The 26,871-nt window shown below is 72.3% G+C and carries 23 protein-coding genes; 10 read left to right on the top strand and 13 right to left on the bottom strand.

Annotated elements, in window-relative coordinates:
• The first annotated feature begins 10 nt into the window (after positions 1-10).
• Positions 11-3,235, top strand: coding sequence for an alpha-L-rhamnosidase (locus CP978_RS18050; protein WP_043442261.1), 3,225 nt, complete (start codon positions 11-13; stop codon positions 3,233-3,235).
• 222 nt (positions 3,236-3,457) lie between these two features.
• Here CP978_RS18050 and CP978_RS18045 read toward each other — a convergent pair whose 3' ends face one another.
• Positions 3,458-3,784: a PIN domain-containing protein gene (locus CP978_RS18045; RefSeq protein ID WP_043442259.1), complete on the bottom strand. Its 327-nt coding sequence runs from the start codon at positions 3,782-3,784 to the stop codon at positions 3,458-3,460.
• 93 nt (positions 3,785-3,877) lie between these two features.
• Between CP978_RS18045 and CP978_RS18040 the strand changes: the two genes are divergently transcribed.
• Both CP978_RS18040 and CP978_RS18035 read left to right on the top strand, forming a co-directional pair.
• On the top strand, positions 3,878-4,222 hold the full coding sequence (locus CP978_RS18040) for a DUF3147 family protein (protein ID WP_052454166.1): 345 nt from the start codon (positions 3,878-3,880) through the stop codon (positions 4,220-4,222).
• Complete coding sequence (locus CP978_RS18035) at positions 4,219-4,677, top strand: DUF3147 family protein (RefSeq protein ID WP_043442255.1); 459 nt, start codon at positions 4,219-4,221, stop codon at positions 4,675-4,677. The genes CP978_RS18040 and CP978_RS18035 overlap by 4 nt, the downstream gene beginning before the upstream one ends.
• Before the next feature lie 51 nt (positions 4,678-4,728).
• Here CP978_RS18035 and CP978_RS18030 read toward each other — a convergent pair whose 3' ends face one another.
• The 4 genes from CP978_RS18030 to CP978_RS18015 are packed head-to-tail and all read right to left on the bottom strand — an operon-like array spanning position 4,729 to position 8,505.
• Positions 4,729-5,934, bottom strand: coding sequence for an ABC transporter permease (locus tag CP978_RS18030; protein WP_043442253.1), 1,206 nt, complete (start codon positions 5,932-5,934; stop codon positions 4,729-4,731).
• Positions 5,931-6,638: an ABC transporter ATP-binding protein gene (locus CP978_RS18025; protein ID WP_052454165.1), complete on the bottom strand. Its 708-nt coding sequence runs from the start codon at positions 6,636-6,638 to the stop codon at positions 5,931-5,933. The genes CP978_RS18030 and CP978_RS18025 overlap by 4 nt, the downstream gene beginning before the upstream one ends.
• Positions 6,635-7,954, bottom strand: a complete 1,320-nt coding sequence (locus CP978_RS18020) for a peptidoglycan-binding domain-containing protein (RefSeq protein WP_242647110.1) — start codon at positions 7,952-7,954, stop codon at positions 6,635-6,637. The genes CP978_RS18025 and CP978_RS18020 overlap by 4 nt, the downstream gene beginning before the upstream one ends.
• Entirely contained in the window at positions 7,951-8,505 is a 555-nt protein-coding gene (locus CP978_RS18015) for a hypothetical protein (protein ID WP_043442249.1), read from the bottom strand. The genes CP978_RS18020 and CP978_RS18015 overlap by 4 nt, the downstream gene beginning before the upstream one ends.
• 89 nt (positions 8,506-8,594) lie before the next feature.
• On the opposite strand from CP978_RS18015, the gene CP978_RS18010 reads away from it, so the two are divergent.
• The gene (locus CP978_RS18010) at positions 8,595-9,248 is read left to right on the top strand and encodes a response regulator transcription factor (protein ID WP_043442247.1); all 654 of its coding nucleotides are present in this window, start codon (positions 8,595-8,597) and stop codon (positions 9,246-9,248) included.
• On the top strand, positions 9,229-10,398 hold the full coding sequence (locus CP978_RS18005; protein WP_043442244.1) for a sensor histidine kinase: 1,170 nt from the start codon (positions 9,229-9,231) through the stop codon (positions 10,396-10,398). Before CP978_RS18010 ends, CP978_RS18005 begins: the two co-directional genes overlap by 20 nt.
• Positions 10,399-10,408: 10 nt before the next feature.
• Here the strand turns inward: CP978_RS18005 and CP978_RS18000 are convergent, their stop codons facing one another.
• Entirely contained in the window at positions 10,409-10,909 is a 501-nt protein-coding gene (locus CP978_RS18000) for a Dps family protein (protein WP_043442241.1), read from the bottom strand.
• A gap of 291 nt (positions 10,910-11,200) precedes the next feature.
• On the opposite strand from CP978_RS18000, the gene CP978_RS17995 reads away from it, so the two are divergent.
• Positions 11,201-14,338: an ATP-binding protein gene (locus CP978_RS17995; protein ID WP_043442238.1), complete on the top strand. Its 3,138-nt coding sequence runs from the start codon at positions 11,201-11,203 to the stop codon at positions 14,336-14,338.
• Here CP978_RS17995 and CP978_RS17990 read toward each other — a convergent pair.
• The 3 genes from CP978_RS17990 to CP978_RS17980 form a co-directional block, all read right to left on the bottom strand.
• Entirely contained in the window at positions 14,316-15,110 is a 795-nt protein-coding gene (locus CP978_RS17990; RefSeq protein WP_043442236.1) for an ABC transporter permease, read from the bottom strand. The genes CP978_RS17995 and CP978_RS17990 overlap by 23 nt on opposite strands.
• The gene (locus CP978_RS17985) at positions 15,107-16,087 is read right to left on the bottom strand and encodes a daunorubicin resistance protein DrrA family ABC transporter ATP-binding protein (RefSeq protein WP_043442234.1); all 981 of its coding nucleotides are present in this window, start codon (positions 16,085-16,087) and stop codon (positions 15,107-15,109) included. Before CP978_RS17985 ends, CP978_RS17990 begins: the two co-directional genes overlap by 4 nt.
• A 250-nt stretch (positions 16,088-16,337) precedes the next feature.
• Positions 16,338-17,051 carry a TetR/AcrR family transcriptional regulator gene (locus CP978_RS17980; protein WP_043442232.1) on the bottom strand — a complete coding sequence of 238 codons (714 nt, stop codon included), beginning with the start codon at positions 17,049-17,051 and terminating at the stop codon, positions 16,338-16,340.
• 98 nt (positions 17,052-17,149) lie between these two features.
• On the opposite strand from CP978_RS17980, the gene CP978_RS17975 reads away from it, so the two are divergent.
• Both CP978_RS17975 and CP978_RS17970 read left to right on the top strand, forming a co-directional pair.
• On the top strand, positions 17,150-17,989 hold the full coding sequence (locus CP978_RS17975; RefSeq protein ID WP_043442230.1) for a patatin-like phospholipase family protein: 840 nt from the start codon (positions 17,150-17,152) through the stop codon (positions 17,987-17,989).
• 113 nt (positions 17,990-18,102) lie between these two features.
• Entirely contained in the window at positions 18,103-19,311 is a 1,209-nt protein-coding gene (locus CP978_RS17970; RefSeq protein WP_043442227.1) for a cytochrome P450 family protein, read from the top strand.
• Positions 19,312-19,353: 42 nt separating this feature from the next.
• On the opposite strand, the gene CP978_RS17965 is transcribed toward CP978_RS17970, so the two are convergent.
• Positions 19,354-19,872: an acyltransferase gene (locus CP978_RS17965; RefSeq protein ID WP_052454164.1), complete on the bottom strand. Its 519-nt coding sequence runs from the start codon at positions 19,870-19,872 to the stop codon at positions 19,354-19,356.
• A 186-nt stretch (positions 19,873-20,058) separates the two neighbouring features.
• Here CP978_RS17965 and CP978_RS17960 point away from each other — a divergent pair, with 186 nt between their 5' ends.
• Complete coding sequence (locus CP978_RS17960; RefSeq protein WP_079162196.1) at positions 20,059-21,249, top strand: glycosyltransferase; 1,191 nt, start codon at positions 20,059-20,061, stop codon at positions 21,247-21,249.
• A gap of 94 nt (positions 21,250-21,343) precedes the next feature.
• Positions 21,344-22,648: a lipopolysaccharide biosynthesis protein gene (locus tag CP978_RS17955; protein ID WP_144401461.1), complete on the top strand. Its 1,305-nt coding sequence runs from the start codon at positions 21,344-21,346 to the stop codon at positions 22,646-22,648.
• Positions 22,649-22,689: 41 nt separating this feature from the next.
• Here CP978_RS17955 and CP978_RS17950 read toward each other — a convergent pair whose 3' ends face one another.
• The 3 genes from CP978_RS17950 to asnB all read right to left on the bottom strand — a co-directional run bounded on the left by CP978_RS17950 (position 22,690) and on the right by asnB (position 26,871).
• Positions 22,690-23,535 (bottom strand): class I SAM-dependent methyltransferase, encoded by an 846-nt coding sequence (locus CP978_RS17950; protein WP_043442222.1) that lies wholly within the window; start codon positions 23,533-23,535, stop codon positions 22,690-22,692.
• Complete coding sequence (locus tag CP978_RS17945; RefSeq protein ID WP_158508335.1) at positions 23,532-24,824, bottom strand: O-antigen ligase family protein; 1,293 nt, start codon at positions 24,822-24,824, stop codon at positions 23,532-23,534. The genes CP978_RS17950 and CP978_RS17945 overlap by 4 nt, the downstream gene beginning before the upstream one ends.
• Positions 24,825-24,951: 127 nt before the next feature.
• Positions 24,952-26,871, bottom strand: a complete 1,920-nt coding sequence (gene asnB, locus CP978_RS17940; protein ID WP_043442217.1) for an asparagine synthase (glutamine-hydrolyzing) — start codon at positions 26,869-26,871, stop codon at positions 24,952-24,954.

The following is a 26,871-nucleotide window of genomic DNA, read 5'->3' as shown; positions in this document are numbered from 1 at the left end:
AGGAGTCGAAGTGATCAGCAGGAGGAGTGTTCTGGCGGGAGCGGCCGCCACCGTCGCGGCGGCGACACTGGACGCGGTACCGGCGGCGGCCGTACCGGCGTCCGGAGCTGTACCGACGCAGGGGCACGCGGGGCACACGGGGCACGACGGACTGCGCGTCACGGCGCCGACCGTGGAGTACGTCCCGCACCCCCTCGGCCTCGATGCGCAACGGCCCCGGCTGAGCTGGCCGTTGGCTTCCGACAAGCCGGGGATGCGGCAGAGCGCCTATCAGATCCGCGTCGCCACCAGCACAACGGGCCTGTCCCGTCCGGACGTCTGGGACAGCGGGCAGGTCATGTCCGGCGAGTCCGTGCTGGTGCCCTACGGGGGCCCTGAACTCCGGCCCCGGACACGCTACTTCTGGTCCGTGCGCGTGTGGGACGCCGACGGCCGGGCCTCCGGCTGGAGCGAGCCCTCGTGGTGGGAGACCGGTCTCATGAAAGCCGGGCAGTGGACGGCAGACTGGATCTCGGCTCCGGCGAGCCTCACGGACGCGCCGTCCCTCGAGGGAAGTTCCTGGATCTGGTTCCCCGAGGGCGATCCGACGAGCAGTGTCCCGGCGGTCACCCGCTGGTTCCGCGGCATCGCGGGGCTGCCCGGGGGGATCACCGCGGCGACGCTCGTCATCAGCGCGGACGACGCGTACGCCGTCTCCATGAACGGAGTCGAGGTGGCCCGCACCGACCCGGAGACCGACATCGACGGCTGGCGCCGCCCGGCCGTGATCGACGTACTGGACCGGGTGCACAGCGGTGACAACGTCATCGCCGTCTCCGCCACCAACGCGTCCCCGGGTCCGGCGGGCCTCATCGCCGTGCTCACGGTCCGCACCGCCTCCGGCGAGCAGAGGACCGTCACCGACGCCTCCTGGAAGGCCATGGACAAGGAGCCCCCCGCCGACTGGCGCGGGCTCGGCTTCGACGACGCCCACTGGCCGGCGGCGAGGGTGGCGGCCCCGTGGGGCGAGGGGCCCTGGGGGAGAGTCGTCCCGGTGACGTACGCCGTGACCCAGCTGCGCCACGAGTTCCGGCTCCGGAGCCGGAAGGTGTCCCGTGCCCGGCTGTACGCCACGGCGCTCGGTCTCTACGAGGCCCACCTCAACGGCAGCCGCGTGGGCAGCGACCAGCTCGCTCCCGGCTGGACGGACTACCGCACCCGCCTCCCCTACCAGACGTACGACGTCACCTCGCTCCTGCGGCCCGGCGCCAACGCCGTCGGGGTGTATCTCGCGCCCGGCTGGTACGCGGGCGACGTCGGCATGTTCGGTCCTCATCAGTACGGCGAACATCCGGCGCTGCTGGCGCAGTTGGAGGTGGAGTACGCGGACGGGACGAGCGAGCGCATCACCTCGGGCGACGGCTGGCGGGCCGCCTCCGGGGCGATCGTCGCCGCCGACCTGCACGGCGGCGAGACGTACGACGCGCGCAAGGAGACCCCGGGCTGGACCTCACCCGGTTTCGACGACAGGGGCTGGCTCGGTGTGCGCGGCGCCGGCGAGGTCGGTCCCGGCCTGATCGTCGCACAGGAGGCCGGTCCGGTGCGTGTGGCCGAGGAGCTGACACCGAAGAAGGTGACCGAGCCCAGGCCCGGTGTCTTCGTGTTCGACCTGGGCCAGAACATGGTCGGCTCGGTACGCCTGCGGGTGTCGGGCGCCGCGGGGACGACCGTCCGGCTCCGGCACGCCGAGGTGCTCAACCCCGACGGCACCGTCTACACGGCGAACCTGCGGAGTGCGGCGGCGACCGACACATACACCCTCAAGGGCCACGGGGAGGAGAGCTTCGAGCCCCGCTTCACCGTCCATGGCTTCCGCTATGTCGAGGTGACCGGATTCCCCGGCACGCCCTCGGCGAAAGCCGTCACCGGGCGTGTCATGTATACGTCAGCGCCCTCCACGCTCGACTTCGAGACCGACGTACCGATGCTCAACCAGCTGCATCACAACATCACCTGGGGGCAGCGCGGCAACTTCCTCTCCGTTCCCACGGACACGCCCGCGCGCGACGAGCGCCTGGGCTGGACGGGGGACATCAACGTCTTCGCGCCCACGGCCGCCTACACGATGGAGTCGGCCCGCTTCCTGTCCAAGTGGCTCGTCGACCTCAGGGACGCCCAGACCGCGGAGGGCGCGTTCACGAACGTGGCACCGGACGTCGGCGGGCTCGGCGGCGGCACCGCCGGCTGGGGCGACGCGGGTGTCACGGTCCCCTGGTCCCTCTACCAGGCCTACGGCGACCGTCAGGTCCTGATGGACGCCTGGCCGTCCGTCCAGGCCTGGCTGACGTACCTGGAGAAGCACAGCGACCGGCTGCTGCGCCCGGCCGAGGGATACGGCGACTGGCTGAACGTCGACGACGAGACCCCCAAGGACGTCATCGCCACGGCGTACTTCGCGCACAGCGCCGACCTCGCGGCGCGGATGGCCACGGAGCTCGGCAAGGACCCCGCCTCCCCCCGCGGCCTCTTCGAACGGGTACGGGAGGCGTTCCGGAGCGCCTACGTCAGCGCCGACGGCAGGGTCAAGGGTGACACCCAGACGGCCTATGTCCTCGCCCTGTCGATGGACCTGATGCCGGACGGGTTGCGGAAGGCGGCGGCCGACCGGCTCGTCGCCCTGATCGAGGCCAGGGACTGGCACCTCTCGACGGGCTTCCTCGGCACGCCCCGGCTGCTGCCCGTGCTGACCGACGCGGGGCACACCGATGTCGCCCATCGCCTCCTGCAGCAGCGCTCGTTCCCCAGTTGGGGCTACCAGATCGACCGGGGCGCCACGACGATGTGGGAGCGCTGGGACTCCCTCAGGACCGACGGCAGTTTCCAGGACCCGGGCATGAATTCCTTCAACCACTACGCCTACGGCTCGGTGGGAGAGTGGATGTACGCGAACATCGCCGGCATCTCGGCGGGCCGGCCCGGCTACCGCGAGATCGTCATCCGCCCCCGTCCGGGCGGAGCCGTCACCACCTCCCGCGCCACGTTCACCTCGGTCTACGGACCCGTCTCCACGCAGTGGCGGCAGCAGGCCGGCCGCTTCACCCTGACCTGCACGGTGCCGCCCAACACGACCGCCGAGGTGTGGATCCCCGCCTCCACTCCAAAGGAAGTCACCCACACCCACGGGACGTTCCTGCGCCGGAAGGACGGCTGCGCGGTCTACCGGGTCGGCTCGGGCACCCACCGCTTCACCACCTGACCGTCCCGCGGGCGCCCCGCGTGTCCGCCTCGCGTTGTCGGCGGGTGTCGTCCGATGGGACAGTCAGCGCCGCCTCATCGGACGACACCCGCCGCTCTCGCCGGGACCTGCGCCCGAGGACGACCACGCCGCCGCGCCGCCCCGATGGCCGCCGCCGGCATGCGCAGGATGTGGTCGCCGAGGTCCCTTGCGACGACCGGGGCTTCTGGCGGGAAGGCCGGGTCAAAGGGGCAGGTCGTGGGGCAGGACGCGGAACGCCTTGTGGTGGTCCAGGGGGCGTACGGCACGGCAGTCGCGTCGGTCCAGGCTGAGGATCGCGTCGGTGTCGTAGTCGGCGGCGAGGGCCACGTTCACGGCGTCGGCGAGGGCCAGGTCGAGCGCGCCGTAGCGGACGCGGACGGACCGGGCGGCGCCCAGATGGTCCTCCGTGATCTCGGGCATGACCACACGGCCCCTGCTCATCCAGCGCCGGATGTCGTCGACCGCGCTGAGGGCGGCGTCCCGTCCGAGCTCGCGGGTGGCAACGTGATCGAGTTCGGCCGGCAGCAGTGGTGCCGGTCCGTGGTCGCCGGTGGTGTGCCACCTGGATGAAAGTGTCGGGCTGTGGTTGCGCCGACGGCGGCCCGGCGTTGAGGTGTGGGGATGAAACCCCTGCTTGAGATCGTCCTGAAGGCTTTCATCGGCGGACTGTTCGTGGTGGTCTTCGCGCTGGTGGCGGAGACCGTCCAGCCCAAGCGGCTGGCCGGGGTCTTCGCCGCGGCGCCCTCGGTGGCGCTGGGAGGGCTGATCCTGACGGTGGTGTTCAAAGGCAACCAGGACGCGGCGGCCGCGGCACGGGGCATGGTCGCCGGGGCGCCGGCGTTCACCGCCTACTGTCTCGTCGATGTCCCGGCACTCGGCAGGTTCGGGGCGATGCGCGGGTCGGTGGCGGCGCTCGTGGTGTGGTTCGCGGCGGCGGCCGCACTCGCCTTCGCGGTGGCGCCGTGAGCCGAACGGCGAAGCCCCCGGGCGAGGGCGGGGAAGGCGCCGAGGACGCCGACCGGGTCCGGGTGGACTGGCGGGCGGCCGCGCGGACGCCGCGCAGGGATCTGCTCCTCCGGTTCGCCTTCGGCGCCGGGGTGTCTCTCCTGGCAGCGGTCGTGTCGGCGCTGTTCGGGCCGTTCGTCGGCGGAGTCTTCCTCGCTTTTCCCGCCATTCTGCTGGCCAGTCTGACCCTGGTGGCCGAGGAGGAGGGCCTCACCCGCGCCGTCGACGACGCACGCGGCGCGGTCCTGGGCACCCTGGGGCTCGTGGTGTTCGCGGTCGTCGCCGTGGTTCTGCTCCGTCACCACTCCGCGTGGCTCGCGCTCGGGGTGGCGACGGCGTCCTGGGGCGTGGTGTCTCTCGCCGCCTACGGCCTCACTCGGACCGCAGGGCACAGAGGGGCCTCCGGGGGCGGGTGACGGGCCGCACCCTCCGCGGCACGGGCCCGCCCCGGAGGGCGGGCCCGTGGGTCATGCGGTGGCCAGGGCCTCGGTCGGGGGCAGCTTCGCCGCGCGCAGGGCCGGGTAGAAGCCGGCCAGGCCGCCGATGACCAGGGTCGCCCCGACACCGCCGGCCATCGCCCAGGCCGGCACCACGGAGGGCCAGCCCTGGTAGGCGGCGTAGCCCGCGGTGACCGCGATGCCCAGGGCCACCCCGCCGATGCCGCCGAGGGCGGACAACAGCAGCGACTCGCACAGGAACTGGGTGCGGATCTGACCGCGGGTGGCGCCGAGGGAGCGCCTGAGACCGATCTCGGCGCGGCGTTCCAGCACCGAGATGACCATGGTGTTGGCGACGCCGACCCCACCGACGAGCAGGGCCACGGCACCGAGGCCGAGGAGCAGTCCGCCGAGGGTGTCGTCGGTGGCCTGCCGGGCGGCGAGCGCGTCGGAGGGCCGGGAGACGTCGACCTCGTTGGGGTTCTCCGGGTTGGCGGTGGCGCCGAGCACGGACTGGACGTCGGCGACGGCACGGTCCTCGACCCGGGTGTAGAGAGTGGTGGGGTATCCGTCGTAGCCCAGCTCGTTCTCCGCGACGGGCCAGCCGACCAGTGCCGCGGAGTCCAGCTCGGGGGCCAGCTCGTCGGGCGCGAGGATGCCGACGACGGTGAACCACCGCCCGCCCAGCCACACCTGGTCTCCGGCCCGGAACACGCCGAGCTGTTCGGCGGCCCGGGCGCCGAGGACGGTGGCCGGGTACCGGACGTCGGCGGCGTTGAGCCAGCGGCCGTCCACGATCGTGGCGCCGACGGTCGCCGGCAGGTCGGTGCGGGCGGCGCAGACGCTGATGCCGCCGGTCGCCACCGCGGGGATGTGGTCGTTGCGGTAGACCTTGGCGTCGGTCCTGCCGATCGCGGACACCGATTCCACCGACGCGATGTCGCCGACCATCCGTACGGACTGCTGGGGCAGCCGGGCCTGGCTGCCGCTGAAGGTCTGGCCGGGGGACACGGTGAGCATATTGGTGCCCAGCGCGGCCAGTCTGCGGTTGAGCTCCTCCTGGCTCGAGGTGGAGATGCCGACCACGCCGATCATCGCGGCGATGCCGATGGCGATGCCCAGTGCGGACAGGAACACCCGCATCGGGCGGGAGCGCAGTCCGGCGCCGCCGACCCGGAGTACGTCGGCCGGGCCCATGCGGGCGGGCCTGGGACGGGACAGTGCCGCCGTACTCATACGACCACCTCGTCGCGTACGGGGGCGGCCGGTGCACCCGAGTCGTGTTCCACACGGCCGTCCTTGATACGGACCTCGCGCGGGAGCGAGGCGGCGATGTCCCGGTCGTGGGTGATGACCACGACGGTGGTTCCGGCGGCGTGCAGTTCGTGCAGCAGCTCCATCACCACCGCGCCGGAGCGGGAGTCCAGCGCGCCGGTCGGTTCGTCGGCCAGCAGCAGCGGCGGGTCGCCGAGCACGGCACGGGCGATGGCCACGCGCTGCTTCTCCCCGCCCGAGAGCTGGTGCGGCTCGTTGTGGAGCCGGTGGCCGAGGCCGACCCGGTGCAGCGCCGCCTCGGCCAGACTGCGGCGTTCGCGCAGCGGGCGGCCGCTGTAGAGCAGTCCGTCGGCGACGGAGTCCACGGCGGGGACACCGGGGGCGAGATGGAAGGCCTGGAAGACGAACCCGATGGTGCCGGCGCGCAGCGCGGACAGTTCCCGGTCGCTCAGCTCACCGATGTCGTGGCCGTCGATGCGCACGGTGCCGGAGGTCGGGCGGCCGAGGGTGCCCATGATGTTGAGCAGGGTGGACTTGCCGGAACCGGACGGGCCGACGATGGCGAGCAACTCCCCGCGCTGGACGGTGAGATCGGCGCCGGCCAGGGCAGTCACCTCCCCATAGGTCCTGGACACCGCGGTCAGTTCCACGACGGGCGGTATCACCGGGGGACCCCCACGGTCAGGCCCGCGGTGATGCCGTCGCCGGAGATCTCGACCAGGCCGCCCGCGAAGATGCCGAGTTTCACGGGGAGATACTCGACCGCGCCGCCGCGGACGGCCTGCACGGCATAGCCGCCCTCCCGCCGTGCGGTCAGCGCCTCGACCGGCACCGCGAGAACGTCCTTGCGGGTCTCGGCCCTGAGGGTCACGTCCACCGGGGCGGCCTGATAACGGCCCAGCTTCTTCTGGTCCTTGACGGAGAGCCGGACCGGAAGGGTGGCGTTCGAGGAGCCGCCGGAGCCCTGGCCGCCCCCGTTGCCCCCGGACGAGGCCGCGGTGGCGGCGGTGCCGACCTCGGTGACCGTGGCCTCCACCGAGGTGCCGTCGGGGAGTTCGATGTCGGCCTTCGTACCCTCGTCGACGAGGTCCTCGTACCGCACATCGAGATCGACGCCGACGGCCCGTTCGGTGCCGCTCCAGGTCAGGATCTCCCCGGTGGGTACGGTGCCGAGCGCGGCCTTGACCTCGGCGACGCGCCGGGCGCCGGGGGCGACCACGGCCTCGCCGGGGCCCACGGTCCCGGTCTGCTCGCGACCGAGGTCCTCCTGCCAGGCACGAACGGCCTCGGCGGTGCCCTCGGTGTAGGCGTCGTCCGCGGTGAAGCCGGTGTAGCCGAGCGCGGCCAGGTTCTTCTCCAGCATCGCCACGTCCTTGCCCTCGCTGCCCGTCCGGAGCGTGCGGTACAGGGGGATCGAGCCGTACAACAGGGGCACCCTCTGATCGTCCACGCTGTACACCGACCCGCCGCGCCGGATGGTGTCGCCCTCGCCGGGCAGCGCCGTGATGATCTCCGGGCCCGGGCCGTCGGCGTTTCTCGCGGACCCGCCGCTGCCCGCGTCCGCCCCGGAGGAGGCGGGGGCGACGACGGGGGTCGTGGTGCCGTAGCCGAGGGTGCCCGCCACGGTCTGGGTGCGGGTCAGCGTCCGCTGCTCGACCGTGGCCGTCCTCGGCGGGCCGGAGGGCGCGGCCGAGGCCTGCTCGTCCCCGCCGCCGCCCAGGGTCCCGGTGGCGGCCACCCCGGCGGCCCCGGCGACGACCAGCGCGGCGAGCACGACCAGCGCGGTGCGCAGCGGCCGGCGCCTGCGCCGTGGGGGTGCGGGATCGGCCGCAGGGGCGTTGCCGTCGAGGTGGGCGGCCGGCCGTGCGCCGGGGCGGTCGGCGTGGTTCATCCGGTCGGTGCGATCGGCTTGGTCCGTGCGGTCGATGCGATCGGCGTGGTCCCTGCGGTCGGTGCGATCGGTGCGGTCCTGGAGGGTCACTGGCCACCCCCGTTGCCCTTGAGCATGATGCCGCCGGCGGGCCGCTTGTCCTGGCAGGTCGCCATCGCCTTCTGGAAGGTGTCGCCCTGCGGGTCGAGCCCGCTCATGTCGATCTGCATCGAGCCGCCCTTGATCTCCGGGTCGGGGAAGTCGGGCAGCCCGTTCTTCCGCAGGCAGGTCGCCCACTCGGCCGCCTTCACCGGGTCGATCGTGCCGCCGCCGGCGTTCTGGCCCTGCGGGGACAGGTCCTGGCAGGCCTCCTGCGCCTTCTTGAACGCGTCGGAGTTGGGATCCAGCCCGCTGTCCGGGCCGATCTTGATACCGCCGCCGCCCTCGGGCGGGTCCGGGAAGCCGGCGACGCCGTTGTCGCGCATGCACTGTGAGTAGGCCAGCGCGCGGTCCTCGGGAGCGGTGGGAGACGCGCTCGCCCCGCCGCCGGAGTCCGCCGAGTCCGAGGAGGAACCCGAGCAGCCCGTCAGCAGCGCCCCGGCGAGAAGCAGGGAGGCCACCGGGATGGCTCGTACGACTGTTCGTCTATGTGTCTTGACCATGGGGTCAAGGGCTACCGCCCGGGCGGTTACACCACGGGAACGTCCGCTGTTATCCCGGTGTAACCGCCCCTCCTGCATCCTTGTCCGATATGCGCGTACTCATCGCCGAAGACCACATGGAGCTGGCCGAGACCGTGGCCATGGGGCTGCGGCAGGACGGAATGGCCGTCGACCTCGCCCTCGACGGCCGGGAGGCCGTCTATCTGGCGACGCTCCACGACTACGACGTCGTCGTCCTCGACCGCGACCTGCCCGTCCTGCACGGCGACGAGGTGTGCCGGACGCTGGTCGAGGAGGGCGGCCGCGCCCGCATTCTGATGCTCACCGCCTCGGGCACCGTCGAGGACCGCGTCGACGGCCTCGGCCTCGGCGCGGACGACTACCTCACCAAGCCCTTCGCCTTCGCCGAACTGATCGCCCGGGTGCGCGCCCTGGCCCGGCGGACCCAGCCCGCGCTGCCCCCGGTGCTCACCCATGGCGACCTCATCCTCGACTCGGCCCGGCGCACGGCGCGGCGCGACGGCCGACGGCTCGAGCTGTCCCCGAAGGAGTTCGCCGTACTGGAGCTGCTGCTGGCCGCCCGCAGCAGTGTGGTGTCCGCGGAGGAGCTTCTCGAGCGCGCCTGGGACCAGGCGGCCGATCCCTTCACCAACACGGTCAAGGTCACGATCAGCCGGCTGCGCCGCAAGCTGGGCGACCCGCCGGTGATCGAGACGGTGCCCCATGCCGGCTACCGCATCTGAGCCGGTGGGCCGGGTGCCCCGCCGCATTCGCTGGACGGTCCGGCTCCGGCTGACCGCGCTCTACGGCGCACTGTTCCTGGTCTCCTCGGCGGCGCTGCTGCTCATCACCTATCTCCTGGTCGCGAACAGCGGCACCCCCCGGTTGTTCGTCTCCACCAGAAGCGGATCGAGCCTGCTGTTCCAGGCGGTCGACTCCGAGCTGCTGCACCAGGTGATGGGCCGGCGCGCCCTGGAGCAGCGTGAGGCGATGCTGCGGCAGCTGCTCACCCAGTCGGCCGTCGCCCTCGGGCTGATGTCGACGGTCTCGGTGGGCCTGGGCTGGCTGATGGCCGGGCGGGCGCTGCGTCCGGTGCGGATGATGACCGACAAGGCCAGGCACATCTCCGCGCGCAATCTCCACGCACGTCTCGCCGTCGCGGGTCCGGACGACGAGCTGAAGGACCTCGGCGACACCATCGACGACCTGCTGGGCCGCCTGGACACCGCGTTCGCCGCGCAGAAGCGCTTCGCCGCCAACGCCTCCCACGAGCTGCGCACCCCGCTCACCCTGCAGCGGGCGATGATCGAGGTCGCGCTGGCCGACCCCGCGGCGGACGCTCACTCGCTGCGCCGGGTGTGCGAACGGGTCCTGGCCGCCGGGGAACACCAGGAACGGCTCATCGAGGCGCTGCTGATGCTCGCCCGCAGCGAGCGGGGTCTGGACCGGCACGAGCCCTTCGACCTCGCCCGGGTCGTCGGGGCGGTGCTGCGGGACCGCGGCCCCCAGGAGACCGGCGTGGAGCCGGCGCTCGCACCGGCGCCCGCCGCGGGTGACCCCCGGCTGATGGAGCGCCTGGTCGCCAATCTGGTCGACAACGCCCTGCGGTACAACGTGCCCGGCGGCTGGGTGCGGGTGGTCACCGGGACCGCGCACGGGCGAGCGTTCCTGCGGGTGGTCAACAGCGGGCCGACGATACCGCCGGACCGTATCGGCACGCTGTTCCAGCCCTTCCAGCGCCTTGCGTCCCGGACCGGGAGTCCGGACGGACACGGCCTCGGGCTGTCCATCGTCTCGGCCGTCGCCGCCGTCCACGACGCGGACCTGACCGCCGAACCGGGTCCCCGGGGAGGGCTGAGCATCACGGTGGCGCTGCCCTGCGCCGGAGGCTGAACGACCGGTGTCAGGGGGTGCGGTTCTCCGCGCCGACCATCCAGGCGTGCTTCTCCAGGGTGACGATGATCCCGTGCAGCAGGTCGGCGGTGGAGGGGTCCTCGCCGTCGACCTGGTCGTGGTGGGTGCGCACGGTGTCGACGGTGGCGTACAGCCGGGTGGTGACGAGGTCGACGACGGCACTCACGCTCAGCTCCCCTTCCGGGAACGGGGGCAGTGTGGTGCTCGCCGTCACGGTGTCGGACCGGCCGTCCGGCCATTTGTCGAGTGCGCGCATCCGTTCGGCGATGACATCGGCCGACTCCCGGGCGTCGTCGACGATCTCGTCGAGCTGCAGGTGCAGATCACGGAAGTTGTGGCCGACCACGTTCCAGTGGGCCTGTTTCCCCTGGAGATGCAGTTCCACAAGATCCACCAGGATCTGCTGCAACGCTCGGGCGAGCTGCGGCGAGGCCGTGAACCGGGTGACACCGGTCTCCGAACGCCGGGAGCCTCCGGGGGAAGCGGTCATGGTGTGTCTCCTCCTGAATGCACCTCTTGAAAGCACCACACACGGCGGCCCCTCGCACGGGAGCCCGGTCGACCTACCCGATCAAGCCTACGGACGTCTCCCGCCGCCGCCACTGCGGCTGATCCGCTCGGGCGGACACCGGGGCACTCCACGAGCATGTGCCCGGAGGAGGGCGGAGCGGACCCGTGGATACGCACTGGTCGACGCCGCCGGAGCCGCGCGCCCTTCCGCCGGGCCACCGCGCGAGGTTTTCGCGGGTGCGTCCGGTGCTCCGCTGGTTAACCTGCTGGCGTGACCACCGAGTTGACGCTGCTGCCTCACGTCTCCTGTCGCGGGCGGGAGATCACCGCACCACGGCTGCGCGGCCTGTTGGCGTTGCTCGCGCAGGAGCTGCGCACCGGCTGCAGCACCGGTCGGCTGGTGGAGGGGCTGTGGCCGGACGATCTGCCGGAGCGCCCGGGCAAGGCGGCACAGGTCCTGGTGTCCAGGCTCAGGGCGCAGCTCGGGGCGGAGCTGATCGTGAGCACGCCGACGGGGTACCGGCTGGCGCTGGACGAGGCGCAGGTCGACAGTTCCGCTCTGCTGCGGTACGAGACGGGGAGCGCCGAGCGGGCGAGGGCCGGGGACCACCCGGGTGCCCTGGCTCAGGCCGAGACGGGCCTGGCCCTCTGGGACGGGGTCCTGGGCGCCGGGTCCGGGGAGGATCTGCGCGATCCGCTGGTGGCGCTGCGCGCCGACCGGGTCCGGGTGCTCCGTTCGCTGGCCCGCACCCGGGCGCTGGCCCTGGCCCGGGTGGGACGGCGGGAGGAGGCGGTCGCCCCGCTGGCCGGGCTGGCCCGGGAGCTTCCGCGGGACGAGGAGGTGCTGGCGGAACTGCTGCGCTGCGAGGCCGCGACCTCGGGCCGCGCCGCGGCGCTCACCCGGTACGACGCCTATCGCCGGGCGCTGCGCGAGGAGTTGGGGACCGGTCCCGGCCCCGGGCTCAGGGCCCTGCACCAGGAACTGCTCGGCGCGGATGTGCCACCGGCCCGCCATGGGGTGCCTCATGAGCCGAACGCCCTGCTGGGGCGGGACGCCGACCTCGCCGCCGTGACCGGGCTGCTGCGCGAGGTCCGGGTGGTCACCCTGGTCGGTCCCGGCGGGCTCGGCAAGACCCGGCTGTCCCATGCGGTGAGCCGGGCGGCCGAGCAGCCGGTGGTTCACTTCGTCCCGCTGGCCGGTGTCACCGCCGACGAGGGCGTGGCCGACGAGGTGGCCTCGGCGGTCGGCGCCGCGGAAGGCCGGCCGTTCACCGCGGGCCCGGACGTGGTGGGCGGCATCGTCGCCGCGCTGGGCCCCGGCCCCGCGCTGCTGGTCCTCGACAACTGCGAGCAGGTGGTCCGGGGCGTGGCCGGACTCGTCCAGGCGCTGGTGTCGCGCGCGAAGGAGCTGCGGATCCTGACCACCAGCCGGGCTCCGCTGGGCCTGACCTCGGAGTCCCTGTACGCCCTGCCGGAGCTTTCCCCGGCGGTCTCGGCCGCCCTCTTCGAGCAGCGGGCGCGGGCCGCCCGGCCCGGTGTGGAACTGCCCGCCGACCAAGTGGCCGAGATCTGCCGCCATCTGGACGGGCTGCCGCTGGCCGTGGAGCTCGCCGCGGCCCGGGTACGGGTGCTCTCCGTGGGCGACATCTCGCACCGGCTCCGGGACCGTTTCGCCCTGCTGCGCGGGGGCGCCCGCGACGCGCCCGAGCGGCATCGCACGCTCCGGGCCGTGGTCGAGTGGAGCTGGAATCTGCTGGAGCCCGACGGCCGGGCGGCGCTGCGTGCGTTGTCGGTGTTCCCCGGGGGCTTCGCCGAGGACGCGGCGGAGCATCTGCTCGGTGACCGGGGCGACACGCTGGCCCTGCTGGAGCAGCTGGCCGATCAGTCCCTGATCAAGGTGGGTGAGGGCCCGTCCGGGGTGCGCTTCCACATGCTGGAGACGCTGAGGGAGTTCAGCGCCGCCCGCCGCGCCGAGGCCGGTGAGGAGGAGCCGGTGACCGAGCGGTTCCTCTCCTGGGCCCGGGACTTCGGGCGTGCCCACCACGACGTGCTGTTCAGCGGCGACCCGCTGTCCTCGATCGTCCGTATCCGGGCCGAGCAGGACAACTTCGTGCTGGCGCTGCGGTACGCGCTGGCCCGCGACGACGGGCCCACCGTCGCGGCGCTCACCGCCGTGCTGGCCTCCTTGTGGGCCACCGACACCCACTACGCCCGGCTCGCCGCCCTCGCCGCCGAGACCGGCGGACCGCTGTCGCACTTCCGCCCCGGCCCCGAGGACGTCGAGGCGGTCCGCAGCGCGGCTGCGGTGTGCACGGCCGGCCTCTTCATGGGCCGCGGCCCGCACGCCGTACGTCAGCTGGTCACGCTGCGCCGGCTGCCGTCCGCCCCGCCGGACACACTGCTGCGGGGACTGGCCGTGGTGCTGTGCGCCGTCCCGGAGACGCAACCGCCCCGGTACACGCGGCTGCGGGAACTGTGCGACGCCGACCAGCCCATGGTCGCGGGCGTCGCGGCGTGCCTCGCCAGCTATGTCTGGGAGTCCGAGCACCGGACGGAGCAGGCGCTGGAGTGCGCCCGCCGGGCGCTCGACGTGCTGGGGCCGCTCGGCAATCCGTCCATGATGCTGCTCGTTCATGGGCGGATCAGCGAGCTGTGTCTGCAGTCGGAGCGTGGTGCGGAGGCGTACCGGCATCTGCGGGCCGCGCGCGACGCGCTCGAGGAGTCCGGCGAGTGGTCGGACTCGATCGGCGTCCACTGGGGGCTGGTGTTCGCCTGTCTGCAGCGCGGCGAGGTCGACGAGGCGGAGTACTGGCTGGGGCTCACGGCCCTGGACCGGCAGCCGGAGTACTCCCGGCTCTTCGCCCCCGATCTGCCCGCCCGGGCGGAGATCGCACTGGCCCGGGGGCTGACCGAGACCGGGCTCGGGCTGTGGCGCCGGGCGGTCGAGCAGATGCGCGAGGACAGCCTGCCGCATGCCGGGGATCCGTTCCTGGATCCGTGGTTGCTGCAGTTGCAGGCGGCCGCGCTGACGGCGCACGCACAGCACGGCCGGCTGGAGCCGGTGGCGGGACTGGCCGGGCAGCTGCGGGAACGGCTGCTCGGGTCGGAGCGCGGCCCTTCGGGTGAGCGGGCCCCGGCGGAACTGCCGGTGTACGGCACGGCGTTGCTGGCGCTCGGATTCGCCGGGCTGGCCGGGGGCGACACGGCGGCCGTGCGGCTGATGGCGCTGGCGGAACGGATGCAGGTGCTCCGGGACTTCCCCACCCTGTCCTCGGCCCGTTGCCGGGAGGCAGCAGAGAAGGCCGACCGGGCGGCGTACACCGATGCGCGATCGGCGTACGCCGCCCTGGGACGGGAGGAGTTGTGGGCCGCGGCGCTGCGCGAACTCAACGCCGGGGCTCACGGGTGAACTGCGCCCTGCACCACAGATAACCCAGCAGGCTCAGCCCCAGCGACCAGGCGACGGCGAGCACCGCGTTCGTGGTGCCGATCCCGCTGCCCAGCAGCAGCCCGCGCAGGGTTTCGATGGCGGGCGAGAACGGCTGGTACTCGGCGAACCAGCGGAACCAGCCCGGCATGGCGTCCACCGGCACGAACGCGCTGGACAGAAGCGGCAGCATGGTCAGCGGCAGCCCGATGTTGCTGGCCCCCTCGGGGTTGGGGCTCACCAGGCCGATACCGACCGCGATCCAGGTCAGCGCGAGGCTGACCAGCGCCATCAGCCCGGCCGCCGCGATCCACTCCGTCAATGTCGCGTCGGGCCTGAAGCCGATGGCCAGTCCGATGCCCAGCACGAGCACCAGAGCCAGCAGCGTCTGGATCACGCTGCCGATCACATGGCCGATCAGCACGGAGGCGCGGGAGATCGCCATGGTGCGGAACCGGGCCATGATGCCCTCGGTCATGTCGGTGGCCACGGACACCGCGGTGCCCAGCGAGATCATGCCCACGGTCATGAGAAGGATGCCGGGGACGAGGTAGGCGACGTACTCGGACCGGTCCGCGGGAGCGCCGGCGATCCCGGCGCTCATCACATTGCCGAAGACATAGACGAACAGCAGCAGGAGCATGACCGGGGTGAGCAGGACGTTCAGGGTGAGGGAGGGGTAGCGGCGGGCGTGCAGGAGGGTGCGCCGCAGCATGGTGAGGTGGTCGCGGAAGGCGTGGGAGGCGAGGCTCATCGGACGGTCTCCCTGTCGGCGGAAGCGGTGGACCGGCTGGAGACGGGGTCGCCGGTCAGGGCGAAGAACACGTCGTCCAGATCCGGGGTGTGCACGGACAGTTCGTCGGCCTCGATGTCGGCGGTGTCGAGCCGGTCGAGGATGGCGCGCAGCTCACGCTGGCTTCCGTCGCTGGGGATCTGGAGGGCGAGCGCCGCGTCGTCGCGGGTGCTCCCGCTCAGCGCGATGGCGGCCCGCTCATGGGCGACCGGGTCGGAGAAACGCAGCCGCACATGGCCCCCGGGGACCAGCCGCTTGAGCTCCTCGGCACTGCCCTGGGCGACGATCCTGCCGCCGTTGAGCACCGCGATACGGTCGGCCAGCTGATCGGCCTCCTCCAAATACTGGGTGGTGAGGAAGACGGTGGTGCCCCCGGACACCAGCTCGCGGATGATCTGCCACATGGTGTGGCGGGAGCGCGGGTCGAGTCCGGTGGTCGGCTCGTCGAGGAAGATGATCCGCGGGTCGCCGACCAGGGTCATGGCGATGTCGAGGCGGCGTTTCATGCCGCCGGAGTAGGTGGAGGCGGGCTTCTTCGCCGCCTCCACCAGGTCGAAGCGCTCCAGCAGCTCCGCGGTCACCCGTCGGCCCGTGGCCCGGGGGAGGTGGTGCAGGTCGGCCATCAGCAGCATGTTCTCCTCGCCGGTGATCAGCCCGTCCACGGCGGAGAACTGACCGGTGACACCGATGGCGGCGCGTACCGCCTGGGCCTCGGCGGTGAGGTCGTGCCCGGCGATCCGCGCCCGTCCGGCGTCGGCGGAGATCAGGGTGGACAGGATGTCGACCACCGTGGTCTTGCCGGCGCCGTTCGGCCCGAGCAGGGAGAAGATCGTGCCGACGGGCACGGTGAGGTCGATGTCGTCGAGGACGGTCTTGTCCCCGTAGGACTTGCGCAGCCCGGTGGCCGCGATCGCGGGTTCGTGTTTCGTCTCCGTCATGCCCCGAAGCCTGCGCCCGACCCGGTTCACAGCGGCTTCAACCCGGTTTCAACGCCCCGGCAAGGACCTTCCCCCTCTGAAACCCGCACCGCCGCATCCGGACCGGTGTCCGGATCACGGCCGCAGCGCCCCTGGCGCCGACCGTGTACGGCGCCACCGGCGAACCGCCTGGTCCGCGCACCACGGCACCCGTCCGTGGCCACCCGGCCCGAAGTCCCCACACCGGCCGGGGCACAGACCGCTCCGGCGCTCAGCCCTCCCGGGTCACCGGTGCGGGTGCGGAGCCGTCCGTGGCACGGTCGCGGGGCGCCCGGTGGGGGCCCAGTTCCCGGAGCACGTCGCCGAGTTGGGCGGGGGTGAGGGCGCGGGCGGGCAACGGCGGGGCGACGGGGGAGACACGCAGGCCGTCGAGGAACAGGGCGAGCGGTCGGCGCCAGGCGTCGGGCGTGGTCGCGGCGGTCAGCGCCGGAACGGCACGGCCGAGCGCGGCAAGGGCGAACAGGACGTCCTCGGTGGTGACATCGGCACGGACGGTGCCCTCCTCGCGGCCGCGGTCCAGCAGGACCTCCACCGTGCGACGGTTGTGGGCGTGGACGTCGTCCAGCGCGTCGATGCCCTGGAGACGCGTGGTCATCAGGTCGTTGGTGCCGCGGTCGGCGGCCAGCACGCTGAAGACGGCCTCGAGGTAGCCGCTGAGCCCCTGCCACGCGTCGAGGGCGGTCCGGGCCTGCTCGCCGACGGCGATCGTGTCGGTCAGCGGATCACGGAAGACGGCGTCGACGAGAGCGACGCGGGTGGGGAAATGCCGGTAGAGCGTCGCGTTCCCCACGCCCGCCCGTCGGGCGATCACATCCAGGGGCGCTTCGAGACCCTGCTCGGTGAACACCTCGTGGGCCGCCGCGACAAGAAGCTCCCGGTTGCGGCGTGCGTCGCGTCGCCGTGGAGGCTGCGCGCCGACGGTCATCTCACCCTCCGTACCGACAAGCGGGGAACGCTCCCCGGTAGTGATGTTATCTTCGGAACAGAAAGCGGGGAGCACTCCCCGTTTCTAGGGGGGCGGGCATGGGCGGAACGGCACTGGTACTCGGCGGCGGTGGGCCGGTCGGCGGCGCATGGATGACCGGAGTGCTGGCCGGTCTTGCGGACGCGGGCATCGACCTCGACCGGGCCGACATGGTCATCGGCACCTCGGCGGGCGCGATATTCGGCTCCCGGCTCGCGGCCGGAGAGTCACCCCGTGAGCTGTACGAGCGTCAGCTCGCGGGCGAGGACCGTGTGGATCTGCGCGTCACCACGGCCCTGACGCTCCGCTTCCTGTGGGCGGCGCTCGGCTCCCGTGACCCGGGGCGCTCCGCGCGGCGCCTGGGCCGGGCCGCCCTCGGCGCGCGCACCGGACCCGAGGCCGAGGTGTTCGACACCGTACGAACCCTGCTGCGCGGAGCACGGGACTGGCCCGGGCGTCCGCTGGTGATCACCGCGGTCGACGCCCTGACCGGAGAGGCGGAGGCGTTCGACGCGAACTCGCCGCTCACCCTGCTCGAAGCGGTCGCCGCCAGTTGTGCGGTACCGCTGGTGTGGCCACCGGTCACGGCAGCGGGGCGCCGGTGGATCGACGGCGGAGTCCGCTCGACCACCCCGCTCCGACCGGCCCGCGGCCATCGGCGTGTCCTCGCCGTCTCACCGATTCCGTCCGCCGTCGGGCCGCATCCCGACGCGCGGCACCAGGCTGCCGAGCTCACCGCCGAAGGGGTCGCCGTCACCCTGCTGTGCCCGGACCCCGCCGCCCGCAGGGCCATGGGGCGCGACATGACCGCCGACGCCCGCCGACCGGCCGCCGCACGGGCCGGTCACCTCCAGGCCACGGCCGCCGCGGACGCCGTGGCCGAGGTGCTGCGCGGCTAGGACCTCGTGCGAGGCGGCGGTCCGGACGGCGGAGGACACGACCGCCCCTTCGCCGCCCGGCCCTTCCGTCGGCAAGGTCGGCGGACCACCGATCAAGAGCGGAAGGCGAAGCCATGCGCGCACCCACCCTGGAAGAACTGGCCCCCGACGGCCATGACCCGGCGACCTCTCCGTATCCCGTCTACGCGGCCCTGCGCGCCAAGGGCCCCGTGCACCGAGTCCTCGTCCCGGGAAGCGGGGAGAGCTGGCTCGTCGTGACACGCGACGCGGCCCGAGCGGCACTGACCGACCCGCGGTTGCGCAACGACATCCGGCACTCCGCGTCCTGGCAGACCGACGGCGGTCACGCCATCGGGCGCAACATGCTCCAGAGCGACCCTCCGCAGCACACCCTGCTGCGCCGCTCGATCGCGGGCCACGTCACGCCCGGCCGGATCGCCGCGCTGCGCCCGAGGATCGAAGCCGTCGCCGGGGACCTGCTCGCCGCGCTGCCGCGGCGGGGGACCGCGGACCTGGTCGGCCGGTTCGCACTACCACTGCCCGTCACGGTGATCTGCGATCTGCTGGGCGTCCCCGAGGCGGAGCGCGCGGCCTTCCACACATGGTCGAACGAACTGGTCATGCCCACCTCGCGCGAAGCGGCAGCCTCGGCCTCCACCGCCCTGACCGGCCATCTCACCGAACTGATCCGCCGAAAGTCCGACAGCCCGGACGGCACCCTGCTCAGCGAGCTGGCCGCGACGGAACCCGGCCTCGACGAGGCCGCCGAGGACCGGGACGGACTCGTCCACGAGGAACTCCTCGGCATGGCCTTCCTCATCCTCGTCGCCGGCCACGAGACGACGGTCAACCTGATCTCCGGCACCCTGCACAGCCTTCTCGCCCACCCGGACCAACTCGGCCTGCTCCGCGCCGATCCCACACTGACGGCCTCCGCCATCGAGGAGTCACTGCGCTACAACTCCCCCGTGCACGCGACCGCGTTCCGCTTCGCGGCCGAGCCCCTGGAGCTGGCCGGCACCCGGATGGCCGCAGGCGACGCGGTCCTGGTCTCCCTCGCCGCGGCCTCCCGCGATCCCCTTCACTTCCCCGAACCCGACCGCTTCGACATCCGGCGCCGAGCGCAGGGGCACCTCGGGTTCGGCCACGGCCCGCACCACTGCCTCGGCGCCCCGCTGGCCCGTGCGGAAGCCGCGATCGCCCTGCGCCTGCTCCTGGCGCACCGGCCCGCGCTCGCCTTCGCCACGGACCCGGCAGCGCTGACCTGGCGCACCAGCACTCTGCTGCGGGGGCTGACCGAACTACCGGTGCACCTGGGCTGATCCGCAACCGTGCTCGCCCCGGCGGACCCTTCGGCAGGTACGTCACTTCGCGCGGGCGCGGATCACTCTGGCCGGGTTCCCGGCCACGACCATCTCCGCGGGAACGTCCTTCGTCACCACGCTTCCCGCCCCGACGGCGGCGCCGCGTCCGATGGTCACACCGGGGAGAATGGTCACCCGGGCACCGAGGAAGACATCCTCCTCCACGACGATGTCCTCGTGCACCGGCGCATGGTCGCGGAAGCGTCCCCCGGCTTTGGGGACGGGGTGATCCCCGGTGATGAAAAGGCAGTCCGGGCCCATGGTCAGATGCGCGCCGAGGGACACCCGGCCCAGGCCGAGGAACTGAGTGCCCTGCCCGATCCCGGCGTTCATGCCCATCCTGAGGGATCTCGGCAGGCCGACGCGGGCGTTGATGGTGACCGGCAGCCGCACGTCCTCGCAGATCTGGTGGGCGCACCAGCCGCGTACCTGGCGGGAGCCGGGAACGCGCCAGTGCAGCCGTTGTCCGACCAGTTTGTAGAAACAGCGGACGCCCAAGATGAAAATTCGATTCTTCATATCGGCATTCCTTCCGTCAGCACCGAGAGGGAGAGACCGGACAAGGCGGCGGACGTATGGACGACAAGGAAACAGCCGCGCTCTGACACGCGCACGGACCGCCGTCAAAGCCGCGAATCCGATCAATAGGCAACATATGCTAAGGCAACCACATCCACGATTCGCGGAAAACGGGTGGTGCCGCCCATGTCATTGACGGAAGAAACATCAGCACCCCTGGCTCCCGCAGCACAGGACACCGGGCAGCGGCGATTTCCCTCCCGGGTCTGCCTGTTGATCGGACAACTCGGTCTCGGCGGTGCGGAGAAACAGCTCGTCCTGCTCGCCCGGGGACTGAGCGCCCGTGGCGTCCGAACACATCTGCTGGTCATGTTCGAGAAAGGGCCACGGGAGGAGGAACTCCGGGACTCCGGCGTGTCCGTGGTCGAACTCGGCTTCCACCGCGGGTCCCTGGGACGGCGGTCGCTGATCATCAATGTCCGCGCCTTCCTCCGCTTCGTGGCCTTTCTGCGCAGGGAAAAGCCACAGGTCCTCCAGGCCTTTCTGCTGCACGCCTATCTGATGGCCGCCCCCGCCGCGCGGTTGGCGCGGGTGCCGGTGCTGGTGGCCGGACGGCGCAGTCTCGGCTTCTTCAAGAAGGACGACCGGGTGGCACTGGCACTGGAGCGGATCGCCACCCGCTGGACGGACTTCCTGGTCGCCAACGCGCGGGCGATCGCCGACGAGGTCAGGCGTGAGGAGAAGGTGCCGGCGGCCAAGATCTCCGTCATCCCCAACGGGATGCGGCCGAGCGAGTTCGAGCCCGCCGCGCCCGCCGAGGTCGACACCACGCTTCCCGTGGTGCTGTGCGTGGCCAACCTCGCCGCGCACAAGGGGCATCGGTACCTCCTGGAGGCCTGCGGAACACTGCGGCGCACCGGGAGCCCCTGCACCCTCGTCCTCATCGGCGACGGCCCCGAGCGCCCCGCGCTGCGGCAACGCGCCGACCACCTGGGCGTCGACGCCCGGTTCCTGGGGTCCCGCACCGATGTGTCCGGCTTTCTCGCCCGGGCCGACGTGGTCGTCCTGCCGTCCCTGTACGAGGGGTCGAGCAATGCGGTGATGGAGGCCATGGCGGCCGGCCGGACGGTGGTGGCCACCGCGGTGGGCGGCACCCCCGAACTCCTCGAAGGACGCGGCGTACTGGTCCCTCCCGCCGACCCGGACGCCCTGGCCGAGGGGCTCCGCCGGGTGCTGGACGACCGGGAGGCCGCCCGGGCCCTCGGGCGCGGTGCGCGCGAATGGGCTCTGGCCAATCTCACCGCCGACGTCATGGTGGACCGCTACCTCGCTCTCTACCGGCGGTTGCTGGCGGGCCGGCGCGCCGCAAGGCGGTGACCCCCGGGCGCCGTCGAGGTCCGCACCCTGACACCACATCTGTTCCGACCAGCCCCCAGCGGGCTGTTCCCGTCACCGGGAGGTCCCCCGACAAGTGGCTGACCGCAGACCTCCGTTCGTCTGGATGATGGTGGCCCGCACGGGCTCCCTGGGCATGGGCGTGCTCGCCAGTGTCGTCGTGGCCAGGGCGCTGCCGCCCGAGGGCCGCGGAACCTACTACATGGCCGTCTCCGTGGCCACCGCCGCCCTGACGCTGGGGCATCTGTCCGTCGAACAGGCGCAGACGGCCCTGTGGTCGGAGAAGAGACGGCGCTCCCGTCTCGACGCCAACAGCGTGCCGTTGGGGCTGTGCCTCGGCGGCGCCGCGGCCCTGGTGGCGATCGTGCTCTGCCTGCTGTTCCAGGGGCGCGGGAACATCCCGGACATCTGGCTGCTGGCCACGGCCTGCGCGGGGGTGCCGCTGGGCATGGGCGTGCTGTACGGGACCAATATCACCGTGCTGCGCGACCGCCCTCAGATCGCCGGGTGGGCGATGCTGGGGAGCGCGGTCGCCCAGTGCCTGTGCCTGGTGCTGCTGGGGCTGACCGGGCATCTCACCGTGGCGTCGGTGGTGATCGCCTGGGTCCTCTCCTTCGCCGCCTCGCTGGCCGTGCTGATCGCCGCGGGCGGCGTGACCGTGGCCCGCCCCGATCTGCGGCTGGCCAGGACGACCTGTGTCAAGGGACTACGGCTGCACACCGGTTCGGCGGCGTCGTATCTGCTGCTGCGCTCGGACGTCTTCCTGCTCAACGCCCTGGCCGGCCCGCGCGAGGTCGGGATCTACACCCTCGGGGTGACCCTCGCGGAGCTGAGCCGGCTCGCGGTCGATGTCTTCGCACAGGTCACCCTGCCGCTCCAGTTCGACGACGAGGCCCATGACCCCGCGCTGGTCACGGTGCGGATCGTCCGGTTCATGCTCTTGCTGGGCGCCGCCTCCGCGGTGGTGACGGTGACCGTGGTGTCGGCCCTCATCACCCCGGTCTACGGTCACGCGTACGCGGAGGCCGGCACGCTGGTCGCCTGGCTGGTCCCCGGGATCCTGCTGCTGTCGGCCGGCCGGCCGGTGTCCACCTATCTGCTGCGCCGGCGGTCGCCGCGGGTGCTCGTGCTGCCCTCGCTGATCGCCCTGGTGGCGAACGTGGCACTGAACGCCGCGCTGATCCCGCTGTGGGGGGCGATCGGCTGTGCGGTCGCCTCCACCGTGGCGTACACGGCGCTGGTCTCCTTCCAGGTGGTGTTCTTCACCCGGACGAGCGGGATCGGCTGGAGGCAACTGCTGCCGACGAGCGCCGAGGCGTCCCGGGTCACCACGGAGGTGAAGCACCGCTGGGGACAGCTGCACATCGGCCGGGTCTCCTGACCCGGCCGATGTGCGGAGAGGCCCGGAGTCCGGGCCGGGTCTCAGCCGCCGGTCGCGGCAGCCCGGTCGAACACGAACTCGTTGCAACCGATCCCGCCCTTGCAGGTCTTCAGATGGCGCAGCGCGAAGCCCCGCTCGCGGCAGAAGGAGAAGACCTCCTCGGGCGTGGCCACCTCGAAGGGGTAACCGCCCACCCAGTCGACCAGGTCGTGCTTGCGGGACATGCCCCGGGGACGGGGGACGCGCGCGCCCGCGGTGCCCCGGACCCGCTGAGCCAGCGTCAGCGCGGCCCGCGCCGGGTAGTTCCTGCCCAGGTAGAGCATGCTGCCGGTCAGCAGCAGACGGCGCCCCATGGACCCGGAGCGGTTGTAGCGCCGCTTCACCGAGGTCCAGATCCGGCTCTCCGCCCCCTGGTCGTTGTAGATCGACACGTAGAGGGTCCCGCCGGGGGCGACCAGCCCGCAGGCGGCCTCCATCGCGGGCCAGAGGGCTCCGGTGTGATGGAGCACGCCCCAGGAGTAGACGATGTCGGCCCGGTCGAGCTGTCGTACGAAGGCCCCGTCGAGGATCGAGGCACAGCCGATGGTCCAGTCGCTGTCCGGGGCGAACTCCTGGCGCACCTTCTCGGCCGCCCGCACCGATTCGGGGTCGTAGTCGAACGACCGCACCCGGGCCCCCATGCGCAGCGCCGCCAGGGAGAACAGTCCGCTTCCGCAGCCGATGTCCAGGAAGCTGCGTCCCGTCAGGTCGGTGGTGCCGAGCGCCGACTCCAGCGATCTCCTGGCGAGGGCGATGCGTTCTTCGTCGATCAGTTGCCCGAATCGAAGCCAGTTGCGGCCGAAGGCGAAACGCCGGCCCTGGTTGATCTCGGTCTCGCAGTCGATCATTCAGCTGTCCTTACGTGGGGGGAGGGAAGGGGGGTGGAGAGGGTGGAGGGATCTCTCTTCCGGTGCCCGGCATGGGCCAGCAGACAGCCCAGAGAGATCCAGAAGGGTGTGGAGACGAGCAGGTCGGTGAGGGTGTTGGCGAAGAGCAGCCCGACGGCGTACGACACCCCCAGGGCCTGGAGCACGGCGTGATCGGCCGCGTACCGGCGGGCGAGGCCGAGCCACATCAGGGCCACCAGCAGGGCGAGCGTCACGATTCCGGCCTCGGCCGCCACCCTCAGATAGTCGTTGTGGGTGTTGATGTAGATGCCCAGGGCGGGGGAGGTCCGGGCGTACTCGGGGAACCTCGCATAGCCGATGCCCCGCAGCGGATGGTCGAACGCCACCTGAAGGGCCACCTCGGCGGCCCGCTTGCGCACCTCGGTGTTGGCGACGAGCTCGGTCGACGTCCTGCTGCCGGTCAGATTGTCCTCGACCGTGTCCAGGGAGCTCGGGAGCAGCAGCGTGGCGGCGGCGATGGCCAGCACGATGAGCACCTTGTACCGCGGCCGGCGGCCGACGAGCAGAACGCAGGCCAGCCCCGCCGCGGCCATCACGAAGGCTCCCCGGGACCGGGTCTCCAGCAGCGCGTAGGCACAGGCGGCGGCCGGCAGCAGCCAGGCCCAGGAGCGGTGGAACCGCGCCGCCCCCACGCCGGCGACCAGGGAGAGCGCCAGTACGGACCCCACATAGTTGGGGTTCAGACCGAGGCCCGTGAGACGGTCGGAGGCGTACTCCCCCCGGATCACCAGATACACGGCGACACCCGCCCCCGAGCAGGCCACCACCTGAGCGATGTGCCGGGGATCGGGAGGTGTCAGGGCGGAGGCCGCGAGCAGTCCGAGCCCCGCCAGCAGCAGGGCGCACAGCTTCCATGGATGCGCGACGGAGAAGGTCTGCTGCGGCAGCAGACAGCTCACCGCGACACCACAGCCGAGGAGCAGGATCAGCAGCAGATCCAGCCGGGGGCGCAGCCCGATCAGCGCGATCCTGACGAGGATTAGCCCCACGGCGCCCGTGCCCATCACCGGCAGCGTCGTGCCGCCGGGATCGGCGACGGCGGCGACCGGGACCAGGCCGAGCAGCATCAGCAGGGCCACGTCGGGACGCGGCCAGACCACCACGGCGAAACAGATCACCACCGTCGCGACGACGGCCTCGACACCGTGGAACAGGGCCAGGTGCACGGCGACCGGCCCTGCGGCCAGCAGCCCCAGCCGGCCGAACACGGCGGCGGGGAGCGATCTCATGCTCGGTCTGCCGGTGAACATCACTCGTCCTCCGTGGAGCCGTCGGCGAGGGGCCTCGGCGGGCACCCCGTCAGGTCCGGGCACATGGATGGGTGGGGCGGAGCGGGTGCGCGGCGGTGCGCGCGGGTCAGCCGATGTGCCGCAGCGGCGGGCCGGAGAGCACCGGCGGGCCGGACAGCGGCTGGTCGACGAACCTGCGGTGCCAGAGCTCGAACTGCATCAGCGCCCACAGCTGCCGGGTGCGGTTCTCCCCCGCCTGGTGTTCGTCCAGCAGCCGCCGGACCGCCTCCGGCCGGAAGAACCCCCGGGACCTCGCCGTCCGGTCGGTCAGCACGTCCCAGGCCACATCCCTCAGATCGGTGCGCAGCCAGTGCGCCAGCGGTACCCCGAAGCCCTGCTTGGGGCGGTGCAGCAGCTCGGGCGGCAGCCAGTCCTGCATCGCCTTCTTCAGCAGGTACTTGGTGGTGCCGCGGCGCACCTTCAGCTCCGCGGGCAGTCGTGCCGCCCACTCCATCAGCCGGTGGTCGAGGAACGGCGACCGTGCCTCAAGCGAGTTGGCCATGGTGGTGATGTCCACCTTCACCAGCAGGTCACCGGGGAGGTAGCTGTTGACGTCCACGTCCATCAGCCGGTTCGCCGGGCCCACCGCGCGCGAGTCCCGGAAGATCTCGTCCAGCAGCGCGTAGCTGTCGACCCCGGCCGTCCGCTCGCGCAGTTCCTCGGTGTAGAGGGCCCGCTTCTGCTCCGGCGCGAAGTAGGACATCATCCGGGCGTAGCGACGCGGCGCGTTCTCGCCCAGCAGGGTGAGGACGAGGCCGGCTCTGCGGCGGTGCGCGCCGGCCGATCCGGACGTCATCAGGGCCCCGCCCAGCCGTCGGAGGGCCGCGCGGGCGGCCGGGTGGACCCGGAAGCGCTCCATACGGCCCATCTGGACATAGCGGGTGTAGCCGCCGAAGGCCTCGTCGCCGCCGTCGCCGTTCAGGGCGACCGTGACCTGCCTGCGGCTCAGCTGAGCCACATAGAACGAGGGGATCGCGGAGGAGTCGGCGAACGGCTCGTCGAAGCACCAGGCGAGGGTGGGCAGGACGTCCAGCGCGGAGGCCCCCACGACGAACTCGTGGTGGTCGGTGCCGTACTGCCGTGCCACGGCCCGGGCGTGCGACCGCTCGTCGAACCGGGCGTCGTCGAAGCCGACGGAGAAGGTCTTCACGGGTTCCGGGGAGAGCCGCGCCATGGCCGCGACCACGGCGGACGAGTCGATGCCCCCGGACAGGAAGGCGCCCAGCGGCCGTTCGGCGACCATACGGATCCGGGTGGCCTCCAGCAGGAGTTCCCGGGTCCGTTCGGCGGCCTCCCGTTCATCGGTGACGGCCAGGGGTGAGAAGTCGAGCGTCCACCAGCGCCGGATCTGGGTCCGGCCGTCCTGCCAGGTGAGCAGGGAACCGGGCGGCAGTTTGCGCACGCCCTGGAGGATCGACCAGGGCGCGGGCACGTACTGGTAGGTCAGATAGTGGTGGAGGGCCACCGGGTCCACCTCGCGCCCGTCGGGGGCGATCGCGCTCAGCGCCTTGAGTTCGGAGGCGAAGGAGAGCGAGCCATGGGTGTCCCGGTAGTACAGGGGCTTCTTGCCGACCCGGTCGCGGGCGAGCAGCAGCCGCCCGGCGGTCGCGTCCCACAGGGCGAAAGCGAACATGCCCCGGAGATGGCGGACCAGGTCCGCACCGTGTTCCTCGTAGAGGTGGACGAGGCATTCGCTGTCGCCGCCGGTGCGGAACGTATGTCCCCGGCTCAGCAGATCCCTGCGCAGTTCCGGGTAGTTGTAGATCTCCCCGTTGAACACCGCGACCACGCTGCGGTCCTCGTTGAAGACCGGCTGGTCTCCCCCGACGACGTCGATGACGGCCAACCGCCGCATGCCGAGGGCGACATGGTCGCCCGTGTGGAAGCCCTCACCGTCCGGGCCTCGATGGGCCAGGGCGTCGCACATCTCCCGGACCGCCGCCGGATCGGGTGACTCCGTCGACACCATGCCCGCAATGCCGCACAT

The sequence above is a fragment of the Streptomyces nodosus genome (assembly GCF_008704995.1).
GTDB classification, from domain to species: Bacteria; Actinomycetota; Actinomycetes; order Streptomycetales; family Streptomycetaceae; genus Streptomyces; species Streptomyces nodosus.
Note: the sequence above shows the minus strand (reverse complement) of the source record. Positions and strands in the feature narration are given on the sequence as shown.